Annotated in this window: 15 protein-coding genes; 11 read left to right on the plus strand and 4 right to left on the minus strand. The window is 44.1% G+C overall.

The window, feature by feature from the left end; all coding sequences use genetic code 11:
* Positions 1 to 81 precede the first annotated feature (81 nt).
* A complete protein-coding gene (locus FS628_RS26670; protein ID WP_145325981.1) occupies positions 82 to 435 on the minus strand; it encodes a winged helix-turn-helix transcriptional regulator in 354 nt (117 codons plus the stop codon).
* A gap of 315 nt (positions 436 to 750) precedes the next feature.
* On the opposite strand from FS628_RS26670, the gene FS628_RS26675 reads away from it, so the two are divergent.
* The 6 genes from FS628_RS26675 (at position 751) to FS628_RS26700 (ending at position 9,525) form a co-directional block, all read left to right on the plus strand.
* Complete coding sequence (locus FS628_RS26675) at positions 751 to 1,854, plus strand: Gfo/Idh/MocA family protein (protein WP_186327983.1); 1,104 nt, start codon at positions 751 to 753, stop codon at positions 1,852 to 1,854.
* A gap of 20 nt (positions 1,855 to 1,874) precedes the next feature.
* Positions 1,875 to 3,212 carry an NtaA/DmoA family FMN-dependent monooxygenase gene (locus FS628_RS26680; RefSeq protein WP_145325985.1) on the plus strand — a complete coding sequence of 446 codons (1,338 nt, stop codon included), beginning with the start codon at positions 1,875 to 1,877 and terminating at the stop codon, positions 3,210 to 3,212.
* Between the two features lie 26 nt (positions 3,213 to 3,238).
* Positions 3,239 to 3,979 (plus strand): oxygen-insensitive NADPH nitroreductase, encoded by a 741-nt coding sequence (gene nfsA / locus FS628_RS26685; RefSeq protein ID WP_145325987.1) that lies wholly within the window; start codon positions 3,239 to 3,241, stop codon positions 3,977 to 3,979.
* A gap of 138 nt (positions 3,980 to 4,117) precedes the next feature.
* Positions 4,118 to 4,543, plus strand: a complete 426-nt coding sequence (locus FS628_RS26690) for a MarR family winged helix-turn-helix transcriptional regulator (RefSeq protein WP_145325989.1) — start codon at positions 4,118 to 4,120, stop codon at positions 4,541 to 4,543.
* A gap of 291 nt (positions 4,544 to 4,834) precedes the next feature.
* The gene (locus FS628_RS26695) at positions 4,835 to 7,153 is read left to right on the plus strand and encodes a glycoside hydrolase family 95 protein (RefSeq protein ID WP_145325991.1); all 2,319 of its coding nucleotides are present in this window, start codon (positions 4,835 to 4,837) and stop codon (positions 7,151 to 7,153) included.
* 107 nt (positions 7,154 to 7,260) lie between these two features.
* Complete coding sequence (locus tag FS628_RS26700; RefSeq protein WP_145325993.1) at positions 7,261 to 9,525, plus strand: glycoside hydrolase family 3 N-terminal domain-containing protein; 2,265 nt, start codon at positions 7,261 to 7,263, stop codon at positions 9,523 to 9,525.
* Positions 9,526 to 9,613: 88 nt separating this feature from the next.
* Here the strand turns inward: FS628_RS26700 and FS628_RS26705 are convergent, their stop codons facing one another.
* Together FS628_RS26705 and FS628_RS26710 are read right to left on the minus strand one after the other, a co-directional pair.
* Complete coding sequence (locus FS628_RS26705) at positions 9,614 to 10,234, minus strand: TetR/AcrR family transcriptional regulator (protein ID WP_260871205.1); 621 nt, start codon at positions 10,232 to 10,234, stop codon at positions 9,614 to 9,616.
* Positions 10,235 to 10,250: 16 nt separating this feature from the next.
* Positions 10,251 to 11,453 carry an MFS transporter gene (locus FS628_RS26710; RefSeq protein ID WP_145325997.1) on the minus strand — a complete coding sequence of 401 codons (1,203 nt, stop codon included), beginning with the start codon at positions 11,451 to 11,453 and terminating at the stop codon, positions 10,251 to 10,253.
* Between the two features lie 188 nt (positions 11,454 to 11,641).
* Here FS628_RS26710 and FS628_RS26715 point away from each other — a divergent pair, with 188 nt between their 5' ends.
* The 4 genes from FS628_RS26715 to FS628_RS31530 all read left to right on the plus strand — a co-directional run bounded on the left by FS628_RS26715 (position 11,642) and on the right by FS628_RS31530 (position 14,164).
* Positions 11,642 to 12,064 (plus strand): DUF3237 domain-containing protein, encoded by a 423-nt coding sequence (locus tag FS628_RS26715; protein WP_145325999.1) that lies wholly within the window; start codon positions 11,642 to 11,644, stop codon positions 12,062 to 12,064.
* A gap of 330 nt (positions 12,065 to 12,394) precedes the next feature.
* Positions 12,395 to 12,517: a hypothetical protein gene (locus FS628_RS32825; RefSeq protein ID WP_260871206.1), complete on the plus strand. Its 123-nt coding sequence runs from the start codon at positions 12,395 to 12,397 to the stop codon at positions 12,515 to 12,517.
* A gap of 184 nt (positions 12,518 to 12,701) precedes the next feature.
* Complete coding sequence (locus tag FS628_RS26725) at positions 12,702 to 13,196, plus strand: RNA polymerase sigma factor (protein ID WP_145326001.1); 495 nt, start codon at positions 12,702 to 12,704, stop codon at positions 13,194 to 13,196.
* Positions 13,193 to 14,164, plus strand: coding sequence for a hypothetical protein (locus tag FS628_RS31530; protein WP_186327984.1), 972 nt, complete (start codon positions 13,193 to 13,195; stop codon positions 14,162 to 14,164). The genes FS628_RS26725 and FS628_RS31530 overlap by 4 nt, the downstream gene beginning before the upstream one ends.
* Before the next feature lie 135 nt (positions 14,165 to 14,299).
* Here the strand turns inward: FS628_RS31530 and FS628_RS26735 are convergent, their stop codons facing one another.
* A complete protein-coding gene (locus FS628_RS26735) occupies positions 14,300 to 15,175 on the minus strand; it encodes a LysR family transcriptional regulator (RefSeq protein WP_145326003.1) in 876 nt (291 codons plus the stop codon).
* 109 nt (positions 15,176 to 15,284) lie between these two features.
* Here FS628_RS26735 and FS628_RS26740 point away from each other — a divergent pair, with 109 nt between their 5' ends.
* Positions 15,285 to 16,679 carry an MFS transporter gene (locus tag FS628_RS26740; RefSeq protein ID WP_145326005.1) on the plus strand — a complete coding sequence of 465 codons (1,395 nt, stop codon included), beginning with the start codon at positions 15,285 to 15,287 and terminating at the stop codon, positions 16,677 to 16,679.
* Positions 16,680 to 17,052: the final 373 nt, after the last annotated feature.

Raw genomic sequence — 17,052 nt, forward strand, 5'->3', positions numbered from 1 at the left:
AATCTCTCCCTTGAAGATGATTTCTTCTATTGTTGACTGAATTCAAGCTTATAAAACATGTTTTAGACGTTGTATCTAAGCTTACGTTGTCTCACCGTATTCGCTACCGAAGTCCGCCATCTTTTCAAGGATCGGAAGTAACTTGATTCCCTTGTCTGTTAACGAGTACTCGACCCGTGGAGGAACTTCCGGATATACATCACGTTGAATAACGCCATCATTCTCCAACTCTTTAAGCTGCTTCGTGAGAGAGCCTTGAGACAGATCTCCAAGGAATTTTTTGATATCCGTATATCGACGTGTTTCGTCTTTTAGATACCATAATATAAAATATTTCCAACGCCCGGAAAGGACATTCTGAGTAAACGCTATGGCGTACATGTCACTTTTTCCATCTATAAACTCTTGATCAAATCCTTCGTTGCATACTCTCATTGATATCACTCCTGATCCAAAGGTACAAAAAGATGTACTATGTTCATTTAAATTGCCCTCTTTGCAAACAAAACGAATACACCTATGATGGTGTCAACACCAAAACAATTTTAGTTTACCTAAAATGTAAAAGAATAATAATGATATCTTGATTCTATAGTTAGCAAGCTAAATAAATATATCATAGAAAGGAGTGACTGATAAGGGCATACAGCAAGTAGAAGGAAATAAGGATGCGTTGTTTAGATATACATGGTTGGAGAAAAACTGATATTCGATCTTACCGTGAACTATAAAAAAGGGAGATGTTTAATAATGAGTAAAAAAATTCGTACAGGAATCATAGGAGCTTCAATTAATAACGGATGGGCAAGTGGCACTCATATTCCAGCGATTGAGCACCTGGATGAGTATGAGCTTACCGCAGTGGGAACAAGTAATATGGCAAGTGCGAAGAAGAGCGCAGAAGCTTTCCGCGCAGATCACGGATTTGATAACATCGAGGAATTGGCTCATCATACCGATGTTGATATGGTGGTTGTTAGCATTAACGTTAGGGAGCATTATAATGCAGTCAAAGCCATCGCTCCTGCTGGCAAACCAATCTATTGTGAATGGCCCCTGGGTTCTAATACAGAGGAAGCGCTCGAAATGCAGGAGTGGGTATCCTCTGCCCAATTGCCAAATGCGATTGGACTTCAAGCCAGACAAGCACCAGCAATTCAGTATGTGAAAGATCTATTGGCAGAGGGTTATGTTGGGAAAGTGTTGTCTGCCAACCTGAAGATCTCTATAGATGGCATGGGTGGCGTTGGTGACAAGTCGACTGCGTACTTGTATGATCGGAAAGTTGGAGGGAACTTGCTGACCATTGTAGGGGGACATAATCTGGATGCCTTCACTTACATGCTTGGGGACTTTACAGAATTGTCTGCCACCACAGCTCAACAGTTTCCAGAAGTTGAATTGGTAGATATTCAGAAAGTCATCGAGAAAACAACGGATGATCAGATCATGATTACTGGAAAATTGACTAATGGGGCAGCAGCCAGCGTTCATATTCAAGGTGGAGTTAAACATCAGACAGGACTCACACTAGAAATTTTCGGAGACAACGGCATGATTGTGCTGAGCGCCCCTGCATCCATTCAATTCGGATCACATCAATTACACGGTGCAGGATCAATGGACAACGAACTTCGTGAACTTAGTATTCCTGATTCCTATTACTATGTTCCTGATTCACTTAAAACCGACTCTGGATTTGTTCTGAACATGGCTCAGGCTTATCGTAAGTTCGCCAAAGATATTCAAGAAGGTACTACCTTAGCACCTACTTTCGCGGATGCGGTGAAACTTCATCAGTTACTGGATGCCGTCGAGAAATCAGCTCAGACCGGTGAACGTCAATATCTATAATCTTCAAGGAGAAAATCGTTATGAAAAAAAGAAGTGAAATGCAACTGGCTTTACAGATGGTTTCGGGTTATGGAGCCGAATTTAGCGCATGGAGAATGCCTGGGACGGATCCAGCAGCTTATACCAATATGGATAGTTATGTAGAACGGGCTAAATTAGCTGAACAAGGAAAATTTCAAATGATTTTCATCGCTGACACTCCAGGATTATCCAATAATTTAGGGCCCCAGACGCCTATGTTCCCTATGGACCCCATGTTGGCATTGATGGCAGTAGCAAGAGAGACACAACACATCGGGCTTGTTGCTACCCTCTCAACAACATTTAATTATCCCTACAACATTGCACGTCAGTTTAAAGCTTTGGATGTTATCAGTCATGGACGTGTGGGATGGAATGCGGTCACCACCTCCGACCCCCTAGCGGCGGCTAATTTCGGTGCCCGGGTTGAAAATCGCCAAGAACGCTATGACAAGGCACATGAAAGCATACAAATTGTTCAGGCTTTGTGGGGGAGTTGGGAACAAGACGCTTGGACGTTAGATGTAGAAGGAGGGGAATTTGCGGATATGGACAAAATCCAGCCTATAAACCTTCAGGGTCAATATTATGCATCTCGTGGTCCTTTGCCCATTCCCCCGTCTGAGCAAGGGCAGCCAGTTATTTTCCAGGCAGGAGGAGGAGGTGAAGGATTAGAATTAGCTGGGAAATATGCTTCGGGAGTGTATGCCAATCCTTATGATATTACGTCTGCCCGTGAACACAGACAAGCCATAAGGCAAAGTGCTGCCCGTTTCGGTCGAAACCCCGATGATATCAAAATGTTTGCAGGTTTTATGTTTTCTCTGGCTTCAACGGAGGAAGAAGCTCTGGATCGTCGGAAACAGCTTATGAGCTTCAATCCCCAGGAAATCCCTAGCAGGGTAAGTTACCTCGGCTCCATGGTTGGTTTACCCTTATCGGTAAACTCAGTAGATATAGATCAACCTTTAGCGGCAGACTTGTTGAAAAACGCATATGCCAACCCCATGGACCCACGTTCTCCGAGAGCCTTAAAGTTATTAAAAGAAGGACTCTCTGTACGGGATGTTCTCGCTCACGGGGTCATCAACTATCATCCGGTCGTTGCAGGCACCCCGACACAGGTTGCTGACTTCTTGGAAGAATGGTTTTTGGCTGAAGCATGTGACGGATTCTCAGTCGTGCCCGATGTATCTTTTGATGGCGTTGCAGATTTTGTGAATCAGGTAGTACCTATCTTGCAGGAGCGCGGTTTGTTCCATAAGGAATATGAAGGAAAAACACTACGCGAGAATATGGGTGTTCCTTATGAATATGGAATGCGGGAAATGAAATAACCAGATAGATAGAGGAGAGGGATTTTATGAATAACACACTCGAATTGCTTCATAACCATACATCGTATCGTTCTTACACATCTCAACCTCTGACTGCGGAACAACGAGATGCAATTTTTCAAGCAGCGAATCAAACTTCATCGTTCAGTCTTCTTCAGGCTGTATCCATTATTCGCATCACAGATCCAGTTCTTCGAAAAAAAGTCAGACATCTCTGCGTCGATCAACCCTATATTGAAGAAGCGGCAGAATTCTGGATCTTCTGTGCAGATTTCAACCGAGATCATGAAATCGCTCCGGATGTGGATATTGAATATATTGAATTTCTGTTGATTGGTTCATTCGATGCCGGCCTGATGGCACAAAATGCGTTAACCGCGGCCGAATCGATGGGACTTGGCGGAGTGTTCATTGGTGGGGTCAGAGCCAATATTAGCGAACTATCTGACGTATTGAATTTACCTAAATATGTTATCCCTCTGGTGGGATTATGTATCGGTAATCCAGCTGGAGATAAGCCGGAACTGAAACCACGGCTCCCCCAATCCATGGTATTGCTTGATAATCAATACCAACCAATGGATCAAGAGAAATTAGCAATCTATGATGAGACCATGCTGAAGTATTATGAAAATCGTCCGACGAGAGCTCCTTTCACCGTAAAAAAAGTAAAAGGATGGAGTGACCATATCCAGGATCACCTCGAGAGAAGTATTCAACCGCAAATGATGGCCTATTTGAACAAGCAAGGTTTTGCCAAAAAATAAAGGACCAACCAATCTTTGTTGTGAAACTTGGATAGGAAATAGCTCTTAAAGACGACACTAAGGTGAATTGACACTTATATATCCCCATGATACATTTAGTCTGCTAAATATAATTCGGATGCTAGGGAGGGATCGTTCATGACAGATGCAGTAGATTGTGATATTCGACAGTCCTTAGATCGAATTTCCTCCCAAATGCGTCGAAATTATAGTGAATCTCTTCGGGAACTTAATCTCTATGTAGGACAAGATAATTTGTTGTATCGGCTGTGGTTGGGTGATGGGGTAACACAGATGCAACTAAGTGAACATATGAAATGCGAACCACCAACGGTTACGAACATGGTCAAATCACTGGAGCAGAACGGATTTATCTATCGCAAACGTGATGTACAGGATGCAAGGATCATGCGTATCTTTCTAACCGATAAGGGCAAAGAATTAGAAAAACCGGTTGAGTGTAAATGGAAAGAGCAACAAGAGAAATTACTTCAATCCATTTCTTCGGAAGATCGGCTGATATTGAGGCAATTGATGCAACAAATGGAGCGAAATATCCTATAACTTAAGTCAAGTTTTTCACGTTAACTAAATGGAATGAACGAAACAGAGTCGCTATTATAGCGGCTTTTTTTATTGCCAATATCTATACTTCCTTACACAGAACAAAAAATTGTACTGTCAGTTTCGGAATTTACGATAAAACACCTCTAATGCTGGGATAGGATTGTGATAATTCAAGTTAATTTTGTTCATTTAGATGTTCATGAGATTACAGTACACTGAAACAACAGACAAACGGAACAGACTAAACACCAAAAATTTGAGGAATTATAATTCGTTGGAGGGTTTAACGTGAAGACCAAAAATATCTGGTTTAATCAACCTGCTGGAACATGGGAAGAGGCATTACCTATCGGAAATGGAACTCTTGGAGGCATGATTTTTGGGAAAACACAGCTCGAAAGAATTCAGCTTAATGAAGATAGTCTGTGGTATGGTGGTCCGATGCAGCGGAATAATCCTCAAGCACTTGAATCTTTATCTCAGATCAGAAGCCTGATTTTTAATGGCAAGATTAGTGAAGCAGAAGAACTCGCAGCAGTTACTCTGGTAGGTGTTCCTGACGGGCAAAGACATTATGAGCCATTAGGGGATTTGTATATCGCTATGGATCATAGTGAACATGAACCGAACGAATATCATAGACATCTCGATCTGGAACAAGGCAAGGTAAACGTGAATTATATGGCAGATCAATCCATATACAGCCGTGATTATTTTGCCAGCTACCCGGATCAAGTGCTCGTTGTTCATCTCAACTCTAGCATGCCTGGAAAGTTATCTTTCTCCACTATTTTTGGCAGGGGAACTGTTCTGGAATCCACACGATATTCCGATATTCTTAAGCATCCTGTTGGTTTCCAATCCTATCTGGACCGAATCGAGAAGCATGGAACGAATAATTTGATTATCCGAGGAAGAAGTGGGGGCGAAGAAGGAATTCGATTTTGTTGCGCGATACGCCTTATATCTGAAGGAGGACAGGTTCACTATTCAAGCGGTCAGCTTTCTCTGAAGAATGGTAATTCAGCAACAATTCTAATCTCGGCTTGCACAGATTTCCGAGTACCCAAGGAACAACTTGAAGCGGAGTGCCTCCGCAGAATTGAGGCCGCTTCAGCAAAGCCATATAGCGAACTGCTGGCGAGTCATGTCTCGGACTATCAATCCTTATTCAAAAAGATGGATATACATCTCGAAGATGAAAATAAAGATGTGATATGTTCCGAACTTCCAATCGATCAGCGCCTTGAACGGCTTAGAGCTGGTAAGCATGATCCGGAATTAATGAGTCTATACTTTCAATTTGGTCGCTATCTGCTTATCTCAAGCAGCCGACCAGGCTCTTTACCGGCAAATCTTCAAGGGATATGGAATAAAGACATGCTTCCTGTATGGGATAGCAAATATACAATTAATATTAATACACAGATGAACTACTGGCCTGCAGAAAGCTGCAATCTGTCTGAATGTCACGTTCCATTGTTTGATTTTATAGATCGACTGCAAGTCCGGGGAAAAGAAACCGCTAGCATGATGTATGGATGCAAGGGGTTCGTTGCTCATCACAATTCGGATATATGGGCAGACGCTGCTCCGCAGGATGTATGCATGACATCGACGTTTTGGACCATGGGAGGAGCATGGCTCTCATTACATCTGTGGGACCACTACGAATACAATAAGGATGTTCAGTTTCTCAAAAAAGTTTACTCCACGATGAAGGATGCGGCTATGTTTATTCTGGATTATCTAATAGAGGATCCTTCCGGCAACTGGGTGATATGTCCTTCGTCCTCACCGGAAAATCGCTATATATTAGAAAATGGAGAGTCGGGGGCTTTATGTTTTGGGGCTTCAATGGACAATCAGATTATTAGAGAACTCTTCACGCGTTGCATTGAAAGTACCCTGATCTTGCAAGAAGATCAGGAATTCGGAGAAGTACTTCGTAGTGCTTTGACCAAAATACCGGAGACCTGCATTGGAAAACATGGCCAGATCCAAGAGTGGAGTAACGATTATGATGAATTGGAACCTGGCCACAGACATATTTCCCATTTATTCGCTTTGCATCCTGGAACGCAAATTACGTTGCAATCTACGCCTGATCTGGCTAATGCAGCTCGCGTGACACTGGACAGAAGATTGGAGCACGGTGGTGGACACACTGGATGGAGCAGGGCGTGGATTCTCAACATGTGGGCACGATTAGAGGAGTCGGAACTTGCACACGATAACATCGTGGAACTTCTACGTTCCTCCACGTTACCCAATCTGTTTTGTGACCATCCTCCATTTCAAATTGATGGGAACTTTGGAGGTACTGCAGGGATAGCAGAGATGCTTCTCCAGAGCCATGACGACGTAATCAGATTGTTACCTGCTTTACCTGCAGCGTGGCCGAAAGGATATATTCGTGGTATTCGGGCACGTGGCGGGTTTGAAATAGATCTGGAATGGGAAAATGGTCGTCTATTAAATACCAGATTTCGATCTATTACAGAATCAAGAGTAACCGTATCCTATATGGACCAAAAGATAGAATTATCCTTTCCTGGTCCCAATTCTATGATTGAATTGAAAGGATACGACTGGAGTAGGGACTGATCCAGCAAGCTATGCTTTTCATATTTATATTAATACTGTAAAAAGCGCAACAAACGATATCGTAGTAGCGTCTATTCATCCATAGAATAGCAACAGGAGTGAAATAGATGCATGTAAAATGGATGACAATTATAGGTGGTGTTCTCGGCTCCATGCTTATAGGGGCGGCGAGTGCAGCTGCGGAAGAACGTTTTGTTGATCTGCAGCACTCCAAATGGGCTGAGGATGGCATTGAGTACATGGCGAAGCGTGGAACAGTAGCGGGATATGGCAACGGAATATTCAAGCCTGAGGCACAGGTGACGAGGGCACAAGCCGTCACTTTTATGGTTCGGGAGCTATATCCAGATCAGCTTCAAAAAGAAGTAGAAGGCACGATATATGCGGATGTCCCACCTACACACCCCTTCCATCGAGAGATCGCAATAGCAGCTAAAAATGGACTTGCGAGTGGTTTCCCTAACGGGACCTTCCGACCGGATGCGCCGCTTAGCCGCGCAGAGACTGCGGCGTTCCTTACACGCGCATATTCACTCGCGGAAGGTAATGAACCCGCAAGATGGACAGATACGGACATGCATTGGGCAGCAGCACCCATTCTTATCATGAGTTCCAATGATTTGGTCGGCGGTTATTCGGATGCCACTTTTCGTCCAAATCAATCTGTCACGCGCGCTGAATATGCCGTATTTATGGCGCGTGTGATTCGCTTCGAACGTGAAGCCGCCATTCGGACACAAGATTGGGACAAACTGATATCCTATATGACGGTAAGCGAGCAAGTCGGCCAGATGCTTATGCCTGATATTAGGCAATGGAACGGTAAAGCGACGACGACCGTTAATGAAGGACTGAAACGCACTATCCATGATCAAGACTTGGGCGGACTCATTCTTTTCGATAAAAATATTGTAGACGTGAAGCAGCTTACAACCTTTACACATCATCTGCAAAGGGAAGCCGGCGACATTCCTCTATTTCTTAGCATCGACCAAGAAGGAGGCGTGATTAAGCGCATTCCAGGTGGGACGAATCTGCCGGGTCAAATGGCACTTGGTGCAACCGGAGACACAGCACTGGCCGAAGCGGCCGGGCAGCTGACAGGGGAGGAGCTGAAGGCACTGGGGCTGCAGATCAACTTTGCTCCGGTGCTTGACATCAACAGCAATCCAGACAATCCCATCATTGGCATCCGATCATTTGGCTCAAATGCAGATTTGGTGTCCCGGCTTGGTATCGCAACGATACAGGGCTTACAGCAATCCGGGGTGTTGGCGGCAGTTAAGCATTTTCCGGGGCACGGAGATACGAAGGTAGACTCCCATCTTGGAATGCCGGTACTAACTCATAATCGCGAGCGGCTTGATGCGGTAGAATTGAAACCGTTTCGTGCTGCGATTGAAAATGGGGTAGAGATGATTATGACCGCGCATATTGCTTTTCCTGCGATAGATAACGAGTATGTCACTTCGCTCAAAGACGTAGAACGTGTGCCGATCCCGGCTACCTTATCGAAAAAGGTACTGACCGGACTGCTTCGTGGAGAGCTGGGATATGAAGGTCTTATCATTTCGGATGCTTTTACCATGAATGCAATTGCGGAGCATTTTGGGGAGAATAAATCGGTAGAACGCGCCGTTTCCGCAGGTGTTGATATCATCCTTATGCCGAAAGATTCAGCAGCCGCCCATCAAACGCTGGTGAACGCAGTGAACAATGGAATGATCGCGGATGAAACCATACATGCATCCGTGAAGCGAATATTGGAGATGAAATCGAAATATGGTTTGTTTGAACGCAGCGAGTCGCTTTCACACAAGCTAGCTCAGCTGAATGGCATCATCGGATCGAAGGAGCATCGAGCAGTGGAACAGACAATCGCAGAGCGAGCAGTCACTGTACTCAGTAGCCGCGAAGGTGTGCTTCCTGATCCAATTAAGCAAGGCGACCGGGTTGTTATTGTCGCAGCCGAGCAGGAACAGGCAAAACAGCTTGAGAAGCAACTGTTGCAAGCCGCTAATAACCTGTCGTTAAAGACGGAAATATCACTTGTTGGACAAGGCAAAACGAATGAAATGCTTCAGGCAATTAGCAAAGCCAATTACGTCATTCTTGCTTCTTACCAATTCCGTAATGTGGCCAGCCAGTTTGGATGGAGCGATTATCAAACCTTGATTAATGCGATGAACAAGAATGATCAGCGATACACGCTGTTGTCTCTCGGTAACCCTTACGAAACGATCTATTTGAAGGATGTGCGCTCAGGGATTGCTGTGTATGGAAAGCAGGAGCCGAATACGTCTGCCGGGATCAAAGTATTGCTTGGCCAACTGAAGCCTGAAGGAAAGTTACCCGTACAAAATGATAAATAAATGAAGAAAAAAAACGGATTCCAGTATACGGGATCCGTTTTTTTATTTAAATTTTGATTTTACCGATCCATGTACATAAATGCTAACCTCACTCAGGTATTTCCTCGCTACAGACAAAATGAAGCAGCATCTTCACAAACTGCTCTCTGATCCGCGTATCCATTTCATCGGATTTGGACGGATCGATCTTAACGATCCTCTGTAGCATACCCATCATCGTTGTGAAGATGAATTGAGCAAGCTCGAGTGGGGGGGACGGATTCTTGATACTGCCGTCAGCAACGCCTGTAGTTAAAGCGTGCAAGAGGAAATGGTCTTCTTTCCCTTGCTGGTTGAACTGTTCGTACTGTTCTCTTAATTCAGGACTAAAATCATACATTTCATAGTTAATATCAAATAATTGAATAAATCGGATGTAGTCTGGATGATCCTGGGCAAACACAACCCATGCATTCAACATGAATGTGAGTTGTTCTCGTCCGTTCATGTCCTTCGTTGATGTACGACTAACCTCATCTGTTAAATGTTCAATCAGTTGCATTTGAATGGCTAGAAGAAGCTCATCCATAGACTGAAAATGTTTGTAGAAGGTCACTCTGCTAAGTTCAGCTTTAGTGCACACATCCTTAATCTTCACCTGAAGCAATCCATATTTCAAAAAAAGTTCCTTACCTGCTGCAATCAAATCATCACGATGTTTATTTCTCAATTGTTGATGCCAGTTTTCATTCACTTGTATACAATTGTCCTTTCTTCGAACGAAATGCGTTCAAGGTCAGTCCGAGAGAAGCGAGCAGCATAATTGCACCAAAAATATACGGGAAGTTTATGTTTTTGTCAAACAATAACCCTGCGATCAGCGGACCAATCACCGTTCCCAGACTGGAGAATGTGGTGTTCAGACCCGATGCATAGCCTTGCCGATCTCCTGCATTCTTGGATATTAACGTGCTGACCGAAGGTCGCAAAAACGAATTAAAGGCAAAGAATAAGGCAGAAGCGAACAACAGAAACACAAGGTTGACCTTAATTAACATTAACAACAAAGCTATAGGTGTGATTATCAAGGAGAGACGGATCAGTTTAACTTCACCGATTCTCTGTACGAACCAATCCAAAAGCCAGATTTGCACAACGATACCGATAATCGCGCCCAAGGTAATAATGATGGAGATCGTCGCAGCGTCGAAGCCGTATTTTTGCTCTGCAAAAAGAGCGAATACCGTCTCATAACTCATGAGGCCAAAGGTCATGACGAGCAGCACAATCAAGTATTTGAAATAGGGGACTTTAAAAGAACTCCAGATTTTCTTGCCCAAGTGATCTCCTTTTTGAAGACGGATGGAGACGGTTCTTTTCTCGGGGGGAAGTGTCTCAGGCAATAGCAGCGTCATTAGGGCCGCAATCAGTCCCAGACCCGCTGCGAAGAAATAGGGCATGCGAATGCCCATCTCGGCAATGAGCCCGCCCAGACCAGGTCCCAGAACCATCCCCAAGTTCATAGCTGCGCCGAAATAGCCCATGCCTTTCGCACGTGTCTCTGGCGTTGTAATATCGGCGACATATGCGAGGTTTGCAGGAACCATCAAACCGAGACTGATTCCACCGATAAACCGTGCGACATAGAGGAACGGCAATGACGACGACAGCGCAAATATGATATCTGAAATGACAGACAGAAACATACCTGCGATGATCAACTTTTTGCGTCCAAATCGATCAGACAGTTGTCCCCCGAGAGGTGAAAAGAAGAATTGAGCGGCACCGAAGGCTGCAACTAAAAATCCTGCTACTGTGCCTCCCGCATGAAAAAGCTTCAAATACTCCGGCAATATGGGGATAAGCATCCCTTGCCCCAATAAAGCGATAAACAGATTTAACATCAGAATGAACAATGGAAAGCGAACTGATTTTGGTAATGTACTCATGTACGTCACAATCTCCTTCATTTACATCGTGTTAACCTTTACGTCATGTAAACCATTTTAATGGGTTCGAAGGAGATCTGTAAATCTTTTTTTGGAGAAGCAGTCATTTCCTAGTCGTTGTTGATGATTCGGTCATGACCTAAATAATGAATAGAGTTATAATAGACCTCATATGGAGGTGGGAACACGTGAATTTAGAAGAATTGTTTACGGTACATGTGAACATTGAGAAATCATTCGAATTGCAAAATAGCGAAGATGATTCGGTGGTTATGATTACATTTACAGGTAGCGTAACCGGAAAGTACTTTGAAGGAATCGTGCTGGGTGGAGGAGTGGATACTCAGATCATCGGGAAGAATGGGGACCCGCATACGCTATCGGCAAGATACATGCTCCAAGGAACCGACAACACAGGGCATTCCTGCAAAATCTATATCGAAAATAACGGAAATATGGATAAAAATCTCAAAACGGCATTATTTCGCACGTCCCCCAAAATGATTACGGACAGCAAAGCCTTATCCTTTTTGAACCGTGAGACACTTGTTGGAGAAGGTCATCCAACGGATTCCGGAGTAGACATAAAAATATATAGAAAACTGCTGTAATGCGGGGCAAACAGTTATTATTTTCTTCGTGTATGGCGGAGCAAGATAGCCTTTTATAACGCAGAGTCAGAGTCGCTTAATGAGCGGCTCTTTTGGTCGTTATAATAACTTTACGTCAAATTTTACATGTAAACTTTTAATGAACTGTACATCATTTCTTCGAATATTAAAGGAGAAGGTGACTTCGAATTCGGGCGATATTTCACGGCTAATCAGTTAAAATGGTACGAGAGCATTGACAATATCAATGATTTCTATGAAAAAGGTCCATCTTTAACATCAACGGATCTGCCGCAGAATATCATTGCTCCTCTGGTCAAAGAGTTGATCATGTCTACCGACCAGTCCATTCAGCAAAAAGACACGGCTGGTGTATTTCGTTTTGCTCAGGTAGGCGTAAGCTTGGACAGCAGTTTGGAAGACAATATCGAGCTTTTACAGAAGAAATTCTAATTGGGAGAACGATATGCATTTTATATGAAAACAAAGACGAAGATGAAGAAAGCAACTCCTCTCCATGGAGCTGCTTTCTTTTTTGCATTTTGAATGATATGGACCAATAAAAAAATTCTTAAACAAAATGTGACCAAATGCCGTCCTTAAGAGTGTTAGAGGTATAAAGGAGGGCATAACAACCATGCAGCGATCAGTGCCCCAGCTGGGCGAACATGTGATGAAAGTCTACGAGACATACGCGGATACGCTGTTCCGGATTGCCATGGTGCACCTCGGCAGACGAGAAGACGCAGAGGAAGCCACTCAGGATACCTTCATCAAACTAATAGAAAAAGCACCTACATTCAACGATGCGGAGCATCAGAAAGCATGGTTGATTCGGGTCATCACCAATCATTGCAAATCCTTATTAGGCAGAGGCTGGCGTAAACGGGAGGTCAAGCTGGAGGGAGTCGATCCCCTTACAACAGACAACCCTGAAGATCACGCGCTGATCGAACTCGTGCTGTCACTGCCTGTCAAGTATAGATCAGTGGTTCATCTGTATTATTACGAAGATTATCCGATCCGAGAAATCAGCGAGATCCTGGAGATTAGCGAGTCAGCGGTGAAAATGAGATTGAAACGTGGCAGACAGCTGTTAAAACTGGAGCTTGAAGGAGAGGAACAGCAATGAACGAAGAAGAATTCAAACAAAACTACAAGAAAGCGGTGGATCATATGAAAGCAAACGAACAAATGAAGCAACGGGTAGAGCAATCCTTAAACTCACAACATCAGGGACCAAAACGTCAACGTAAACCATTATACATTGCAGCAAGTGTCGTTATCGCTGCCAGCATTGGCTTGGCTGCGCCGAGTGTATGGCAACAATTCAATGGACCAATCGCACCAACTCCACAGGTTGCAGAGGTAACTCAAGGCGCGTCGTTCGATCCGATTGTGATTCCAAAGATGGAGTTGCCAGATTCACAGGGCAAAGGCGCGATGGCTGATATGGTGCAATTGGTCGTTTATGGAGGAAATGTATATACACAGTCTCCAACTTTGCTTGAAGGCGCAAATGCACTCAACCTGCGGGGTGAGAAGCTTGGCACTACAACTGGTGGCATCAATGAGCTGAGCGGCCAGGATAAATACACGGAGCTTGCTTCCAACATTGACGAAGCAGACATCTATGCGGTCAATGGCTACGATAAGGAATTCCGCATCATGTCTTACACCGAGATCGATGGTCAGGTGTATGCTCAACTATTCGACAAGAACAACGGGATCACCATTGGTACTGGTGCCGACCTGATCGGCAAGCTTCATCTCGAAGGCAATATCACTTCGGCGCAATGGGAAACGTTTGACAGCTGGAACAACGGATTGCAGCAGTTTCAGCCGTTAGCAACGGGCGAGTCGTTGGAAAGCTTCATCTCGGCGTTATCTGCTGCCAAACCGATCGCAACGAGCCCGGAGTTGGAAGAGAACCTCTACGGCAAGGAGGATCGCAAGATCATCTATCTCACATTGGAAGACAAAACGCAGGTCCCACTGGTTCTATTCGGTGAAGGTCTGGTTCGTTACGGTAATGTTCCGGCTTTCCTGGAAGTTGAGAAAGGCGCGTTCCAATCATTCTGGAACAGCTTGGGCGAGTAAGGCGAAGACAGCAATATGGCTGCACCAAGAAGAGCGAACAGGCACGCAAGTGCTTTGTTCGCTTTTTTTAGTCATAAGAACAAAAAATCTTATTAATCATTTCAAAATAACATCTCCTCTGGATTGAATTTATGCTCATGGCATAGCACTGAAATAGTCCATAACCACGCTGCGAAACTCTAAAGCGGCTTTTGAAATATACCTGTTTTTGTGCGAAAGTAGAGCGATTTCCCGAACGAGTCTGTGTTCCTCTACCTGAAGATATCTAATGCGCTCATGCGGGTTTCTGGCAGTGCTAGGTATAAACGCGAGACCGATCTCCGCTTCAACAAGGGTGGTTAATCTTGCAGGCTCATCACCTTCATACACATACTTCGGTACAAAACCAACGGATTGACATATGGAATCTACCATATCACGAACACCATACCCTTGCTTTACCCCAACAAACCACTCGTCCTTAAGCTCGGCTAATTGAATGCTGCTTCGGTCTGCATATCGATGACCCATAGGAACAGCGACTACGATCGGATCGTCATACAGTATCTGACATTCGATGTCGTCACCTTGAATCGGAGGGGAGGAGAGACAAAAATCCACCTCGCCCCGATGTAGAAGCTTGGACATGTTTTCTAACGAAACCATTTGCACATGGAACTGAATGTCCGGTTTATTTTTTCGGAATTTCCGTAGTATACCTGGCAAAGTGCTTGCCGTAGTCACCGCCAATTGCAGTGTACCCTGATCCGGATTGGAAAGGTCACCAATTTCCCGCTGTCCCTGCTCCAATTCAAATAAGGCTTTTTCCGTTCGCTGAAGAAATGTTCTTCCAAAGTCGTTTAGTCGCAGCTTTCTCCCGATTCGATCAAATAAAGGGACTCCCAGGTCCTCCTCTAATCGTTGTATCGTTTTGCTCAGGGAGGATTGCGTGACATGCAGCATTCCCGCAGCTTCCGTAACATGTTCGCATCGGGCCACCGTCAGGAAATATTTTAGTTGAAGAAGCTCCATTTGCACCATTCCTTCATTCCTTGTAGTTCATCAAATCATAACATACAATGCGTTGGAATAAATGAATGCTTTCAAGTAAGATGACAGCAGAAGAAGGAGTGATGCACCGATGAACGTTCGAAATAAAGGATTGATGTTAGCTGTTGGACTCGGAATTATGTTGAACCCATTGAATTCCTCCATGATTTCTGTGGCAATCTCTAGGTTACAACAAGTGTATCAACTTAATTTTACAGCCGTTTCGTGGATTATTTTATCGTTCTACATTGCCAGTGCTTTCGCTCAACCCGTCATGGGCAAGTGTAGTGATTTGTTTGGCCGCAGGAAGATCTTCCTCATGGGTCTTGTTATTGTTTTCGTATCGTCCATGCTTGCTCCGTGGTCTCCCAGTTTTTCGTGGCTCATCGTATTCCGGATCGTTCAATCGATTGGCACAAGCATGATGGTAGCCGTTGGAATGGCGATTGTAAGAATTAACGTGACTGACAAGCAAGGATCCGCATTGTCCACTTTGGCGATATTCCTCTCCGGAGCAGCTGCGATCGGGCCCTTTATTGGTGGAGTATTGATTCATTGGTGGGACTGGCACAGCATATTCTTCGTTAATATTCCGTTTGTCATGGCAAGCTTTTTGTTCGCCTGGAAAACAATTCCGAAGGACGAGTCATCTCCATCGATCTCTAGTCACATGTCCATTCGGCAATGGCTTGCGTTAATTGATGCACCAGGCATCCTGATGTTTACGGTAGGCTTGGTGACTCTGCTCATCGGTTTACTTTCAGTAAATTCCACAGGAGATATTTCAACATGGCATCTGCTGACAGGAGGGATCGGATTAATCGCATTAGTCTTGTTCATCCGACATGAATTAAAAGCAGCCACGCCTTTCATCCCTCTGCGAACGTTTGCCACATATCCCGAGATGACTTGGGTCAATGTGCAATACATGCTGGTGAACATCCTGTTTTACGCACTTTTTTTTGGAGTTCCTACGTATTTGAAGCAGGTACGTCATCTCAACGAAGTTCATACAGGAATGAGCATGCTAGCTTTGGGGTTATGTTCAGTTATTATTGCTCCGATCGCAGGGCGCTGGATTGACAGATCAGGAACACGGCCAGCTCTGATCGTATCCGCTTCTTTAATGACATTCGGCTCTATATTGATCGTTGTTATGAATGAAGCTTCTCCAATATTCATTGTCATTGTTGCCTTAGCTTTATTTGGAATAAGTAATGGATTAAACGCGGTTGGCATGCAAGCAGCTTTGTTCAAAAGCACACCCAAAGAAATGATCGGAGTCGCATCGGGTATTTTTAATACATCACGCTACCTGGGGACCATCTTATCGTCGTTATTGATTGGAATTGTTATGGGAGATACATTCAATGTGACAGGATTTCAGATGCTTGGAATCATCCTTACGGTATTAGCTGCATTACTGATCATCATGAGCGTACGTCGCGAGGGAAGTGCGGTGAGTCCGGAGCAAGTAAACAAGTAAAATAGCGAATCTGCCGTGCAATAGCACGTTTACACCCAATGAATCAATAGCTCCTTTGGGTGTATTTTTTGTTTTTCACCAAGTTGTCAGAAAGAGTTGATCCTTTCTTGAACGTTTAGGGTAGAACAGGTGTCTTTGATTGAATTAGTGAAAAATAAAGATATAATAATTTTGATTAATAGGCTTGGTTAGTACTTTGAGTGCATCAATATCAGATTTTAATAGGCATCCAACACTTGCTATAATCGGGAGCCAACAGGAGTAAACGCATTAAAGGTGTGGCAAGATATCGTCACACCTAACTTTGTGAAATTTTTCGCAACTATGCATTGAGCTTGGCCGAAGCTGATATTGAATGTTTCAAAATTGAACA

The organism is Paenibacillus xylanexedens (assembly GCF_007676705.1).
Lineage (GTDB): Bacteria > Bacillota > Bacilli > Paenibacillales > Paenibacillaceae > Paenibacillus > Paenibacillus xylanexedens_C.

Coding starts and splice junctions, on each gene's coding strand:
- FS628_RS26700 (WP_145325993.1), top strand. CDS start 7,261: ATGCATGTAAAATGGATGACAATTATAGGTGGTGTTCTCGGCTCCATG.
- FS628_RS26740 (WP_145326005.1), top strand. CDS start 15,285: ATGAACGTTCGAAATAAAGGATTGATGTTAGCTGTTGGACTCGGAATT.
- FS628_RS31530 (WP_186327984.1), top strand. CDS start 13,193: ATGAACGAAGAAGAATTCAAACAAAACTACAAGAAAGCGGTGGATCAT.
- FS628_RS26675 (WP_186327983.1), top strand. CDS start 751: ATGAGTAAAAAAATTCGTACAGGAATCATAGGAGCTTCAATTAATAAC.
- FS628_RS26735 (WP_145326003.1), bottom strand. CDS start 15,175: ATGGAGCTTCTTCAACTAAAATATTTCCTGACGGTGGCCCGATGCGAA.
- FS628_RS32825 (WP_260871206.1), top strand. CDS start 12,395: ATGTCTACCGACCAGTCCATTCAGCAAAAAGACACGGCTGGTGTATTT.
- FS628_RS26670 (WP_145325981.1), bottom strand. CDS start 435: ATGAGAGTATGCAACGAAGGATTTGATCAAGAGTTTATAGATGGAAAA.
- FS628_RS26680 (WP_145325985.1), top strand. CDS start 1,875: ATGAAAAAAAGAAGTGAAATGCAACTGGCTTTACAGATGGTTTCGGGT.
- nfsA (WP_145325987.1), top strand. CDS start 3,239: ATGAATAACACACTCGAATTGCTTCATAACCATACATCGTATCGTTCT.
- FS628_RS26725 (WP_145326001.1), top strand. CDS start 12,702: ATGCAGCGATCAGTGCCCCAGCTGGGCGAACATGTGATGAAAGTCTAC.
- FS628_RS26710 (WP_145325997.1), bottom strand. CDS start 11,453: ATGAGTACATTACCAAAATCAGTTCGCTTTCCATTGTTCATTCTGATG.
- FS628_RS26690 (WP_145325989.1), top strand. CDS start 4,118: ATGACAGATGCAGTAGATTGTGATATTCGACAGTCCTTAGATCGAATT.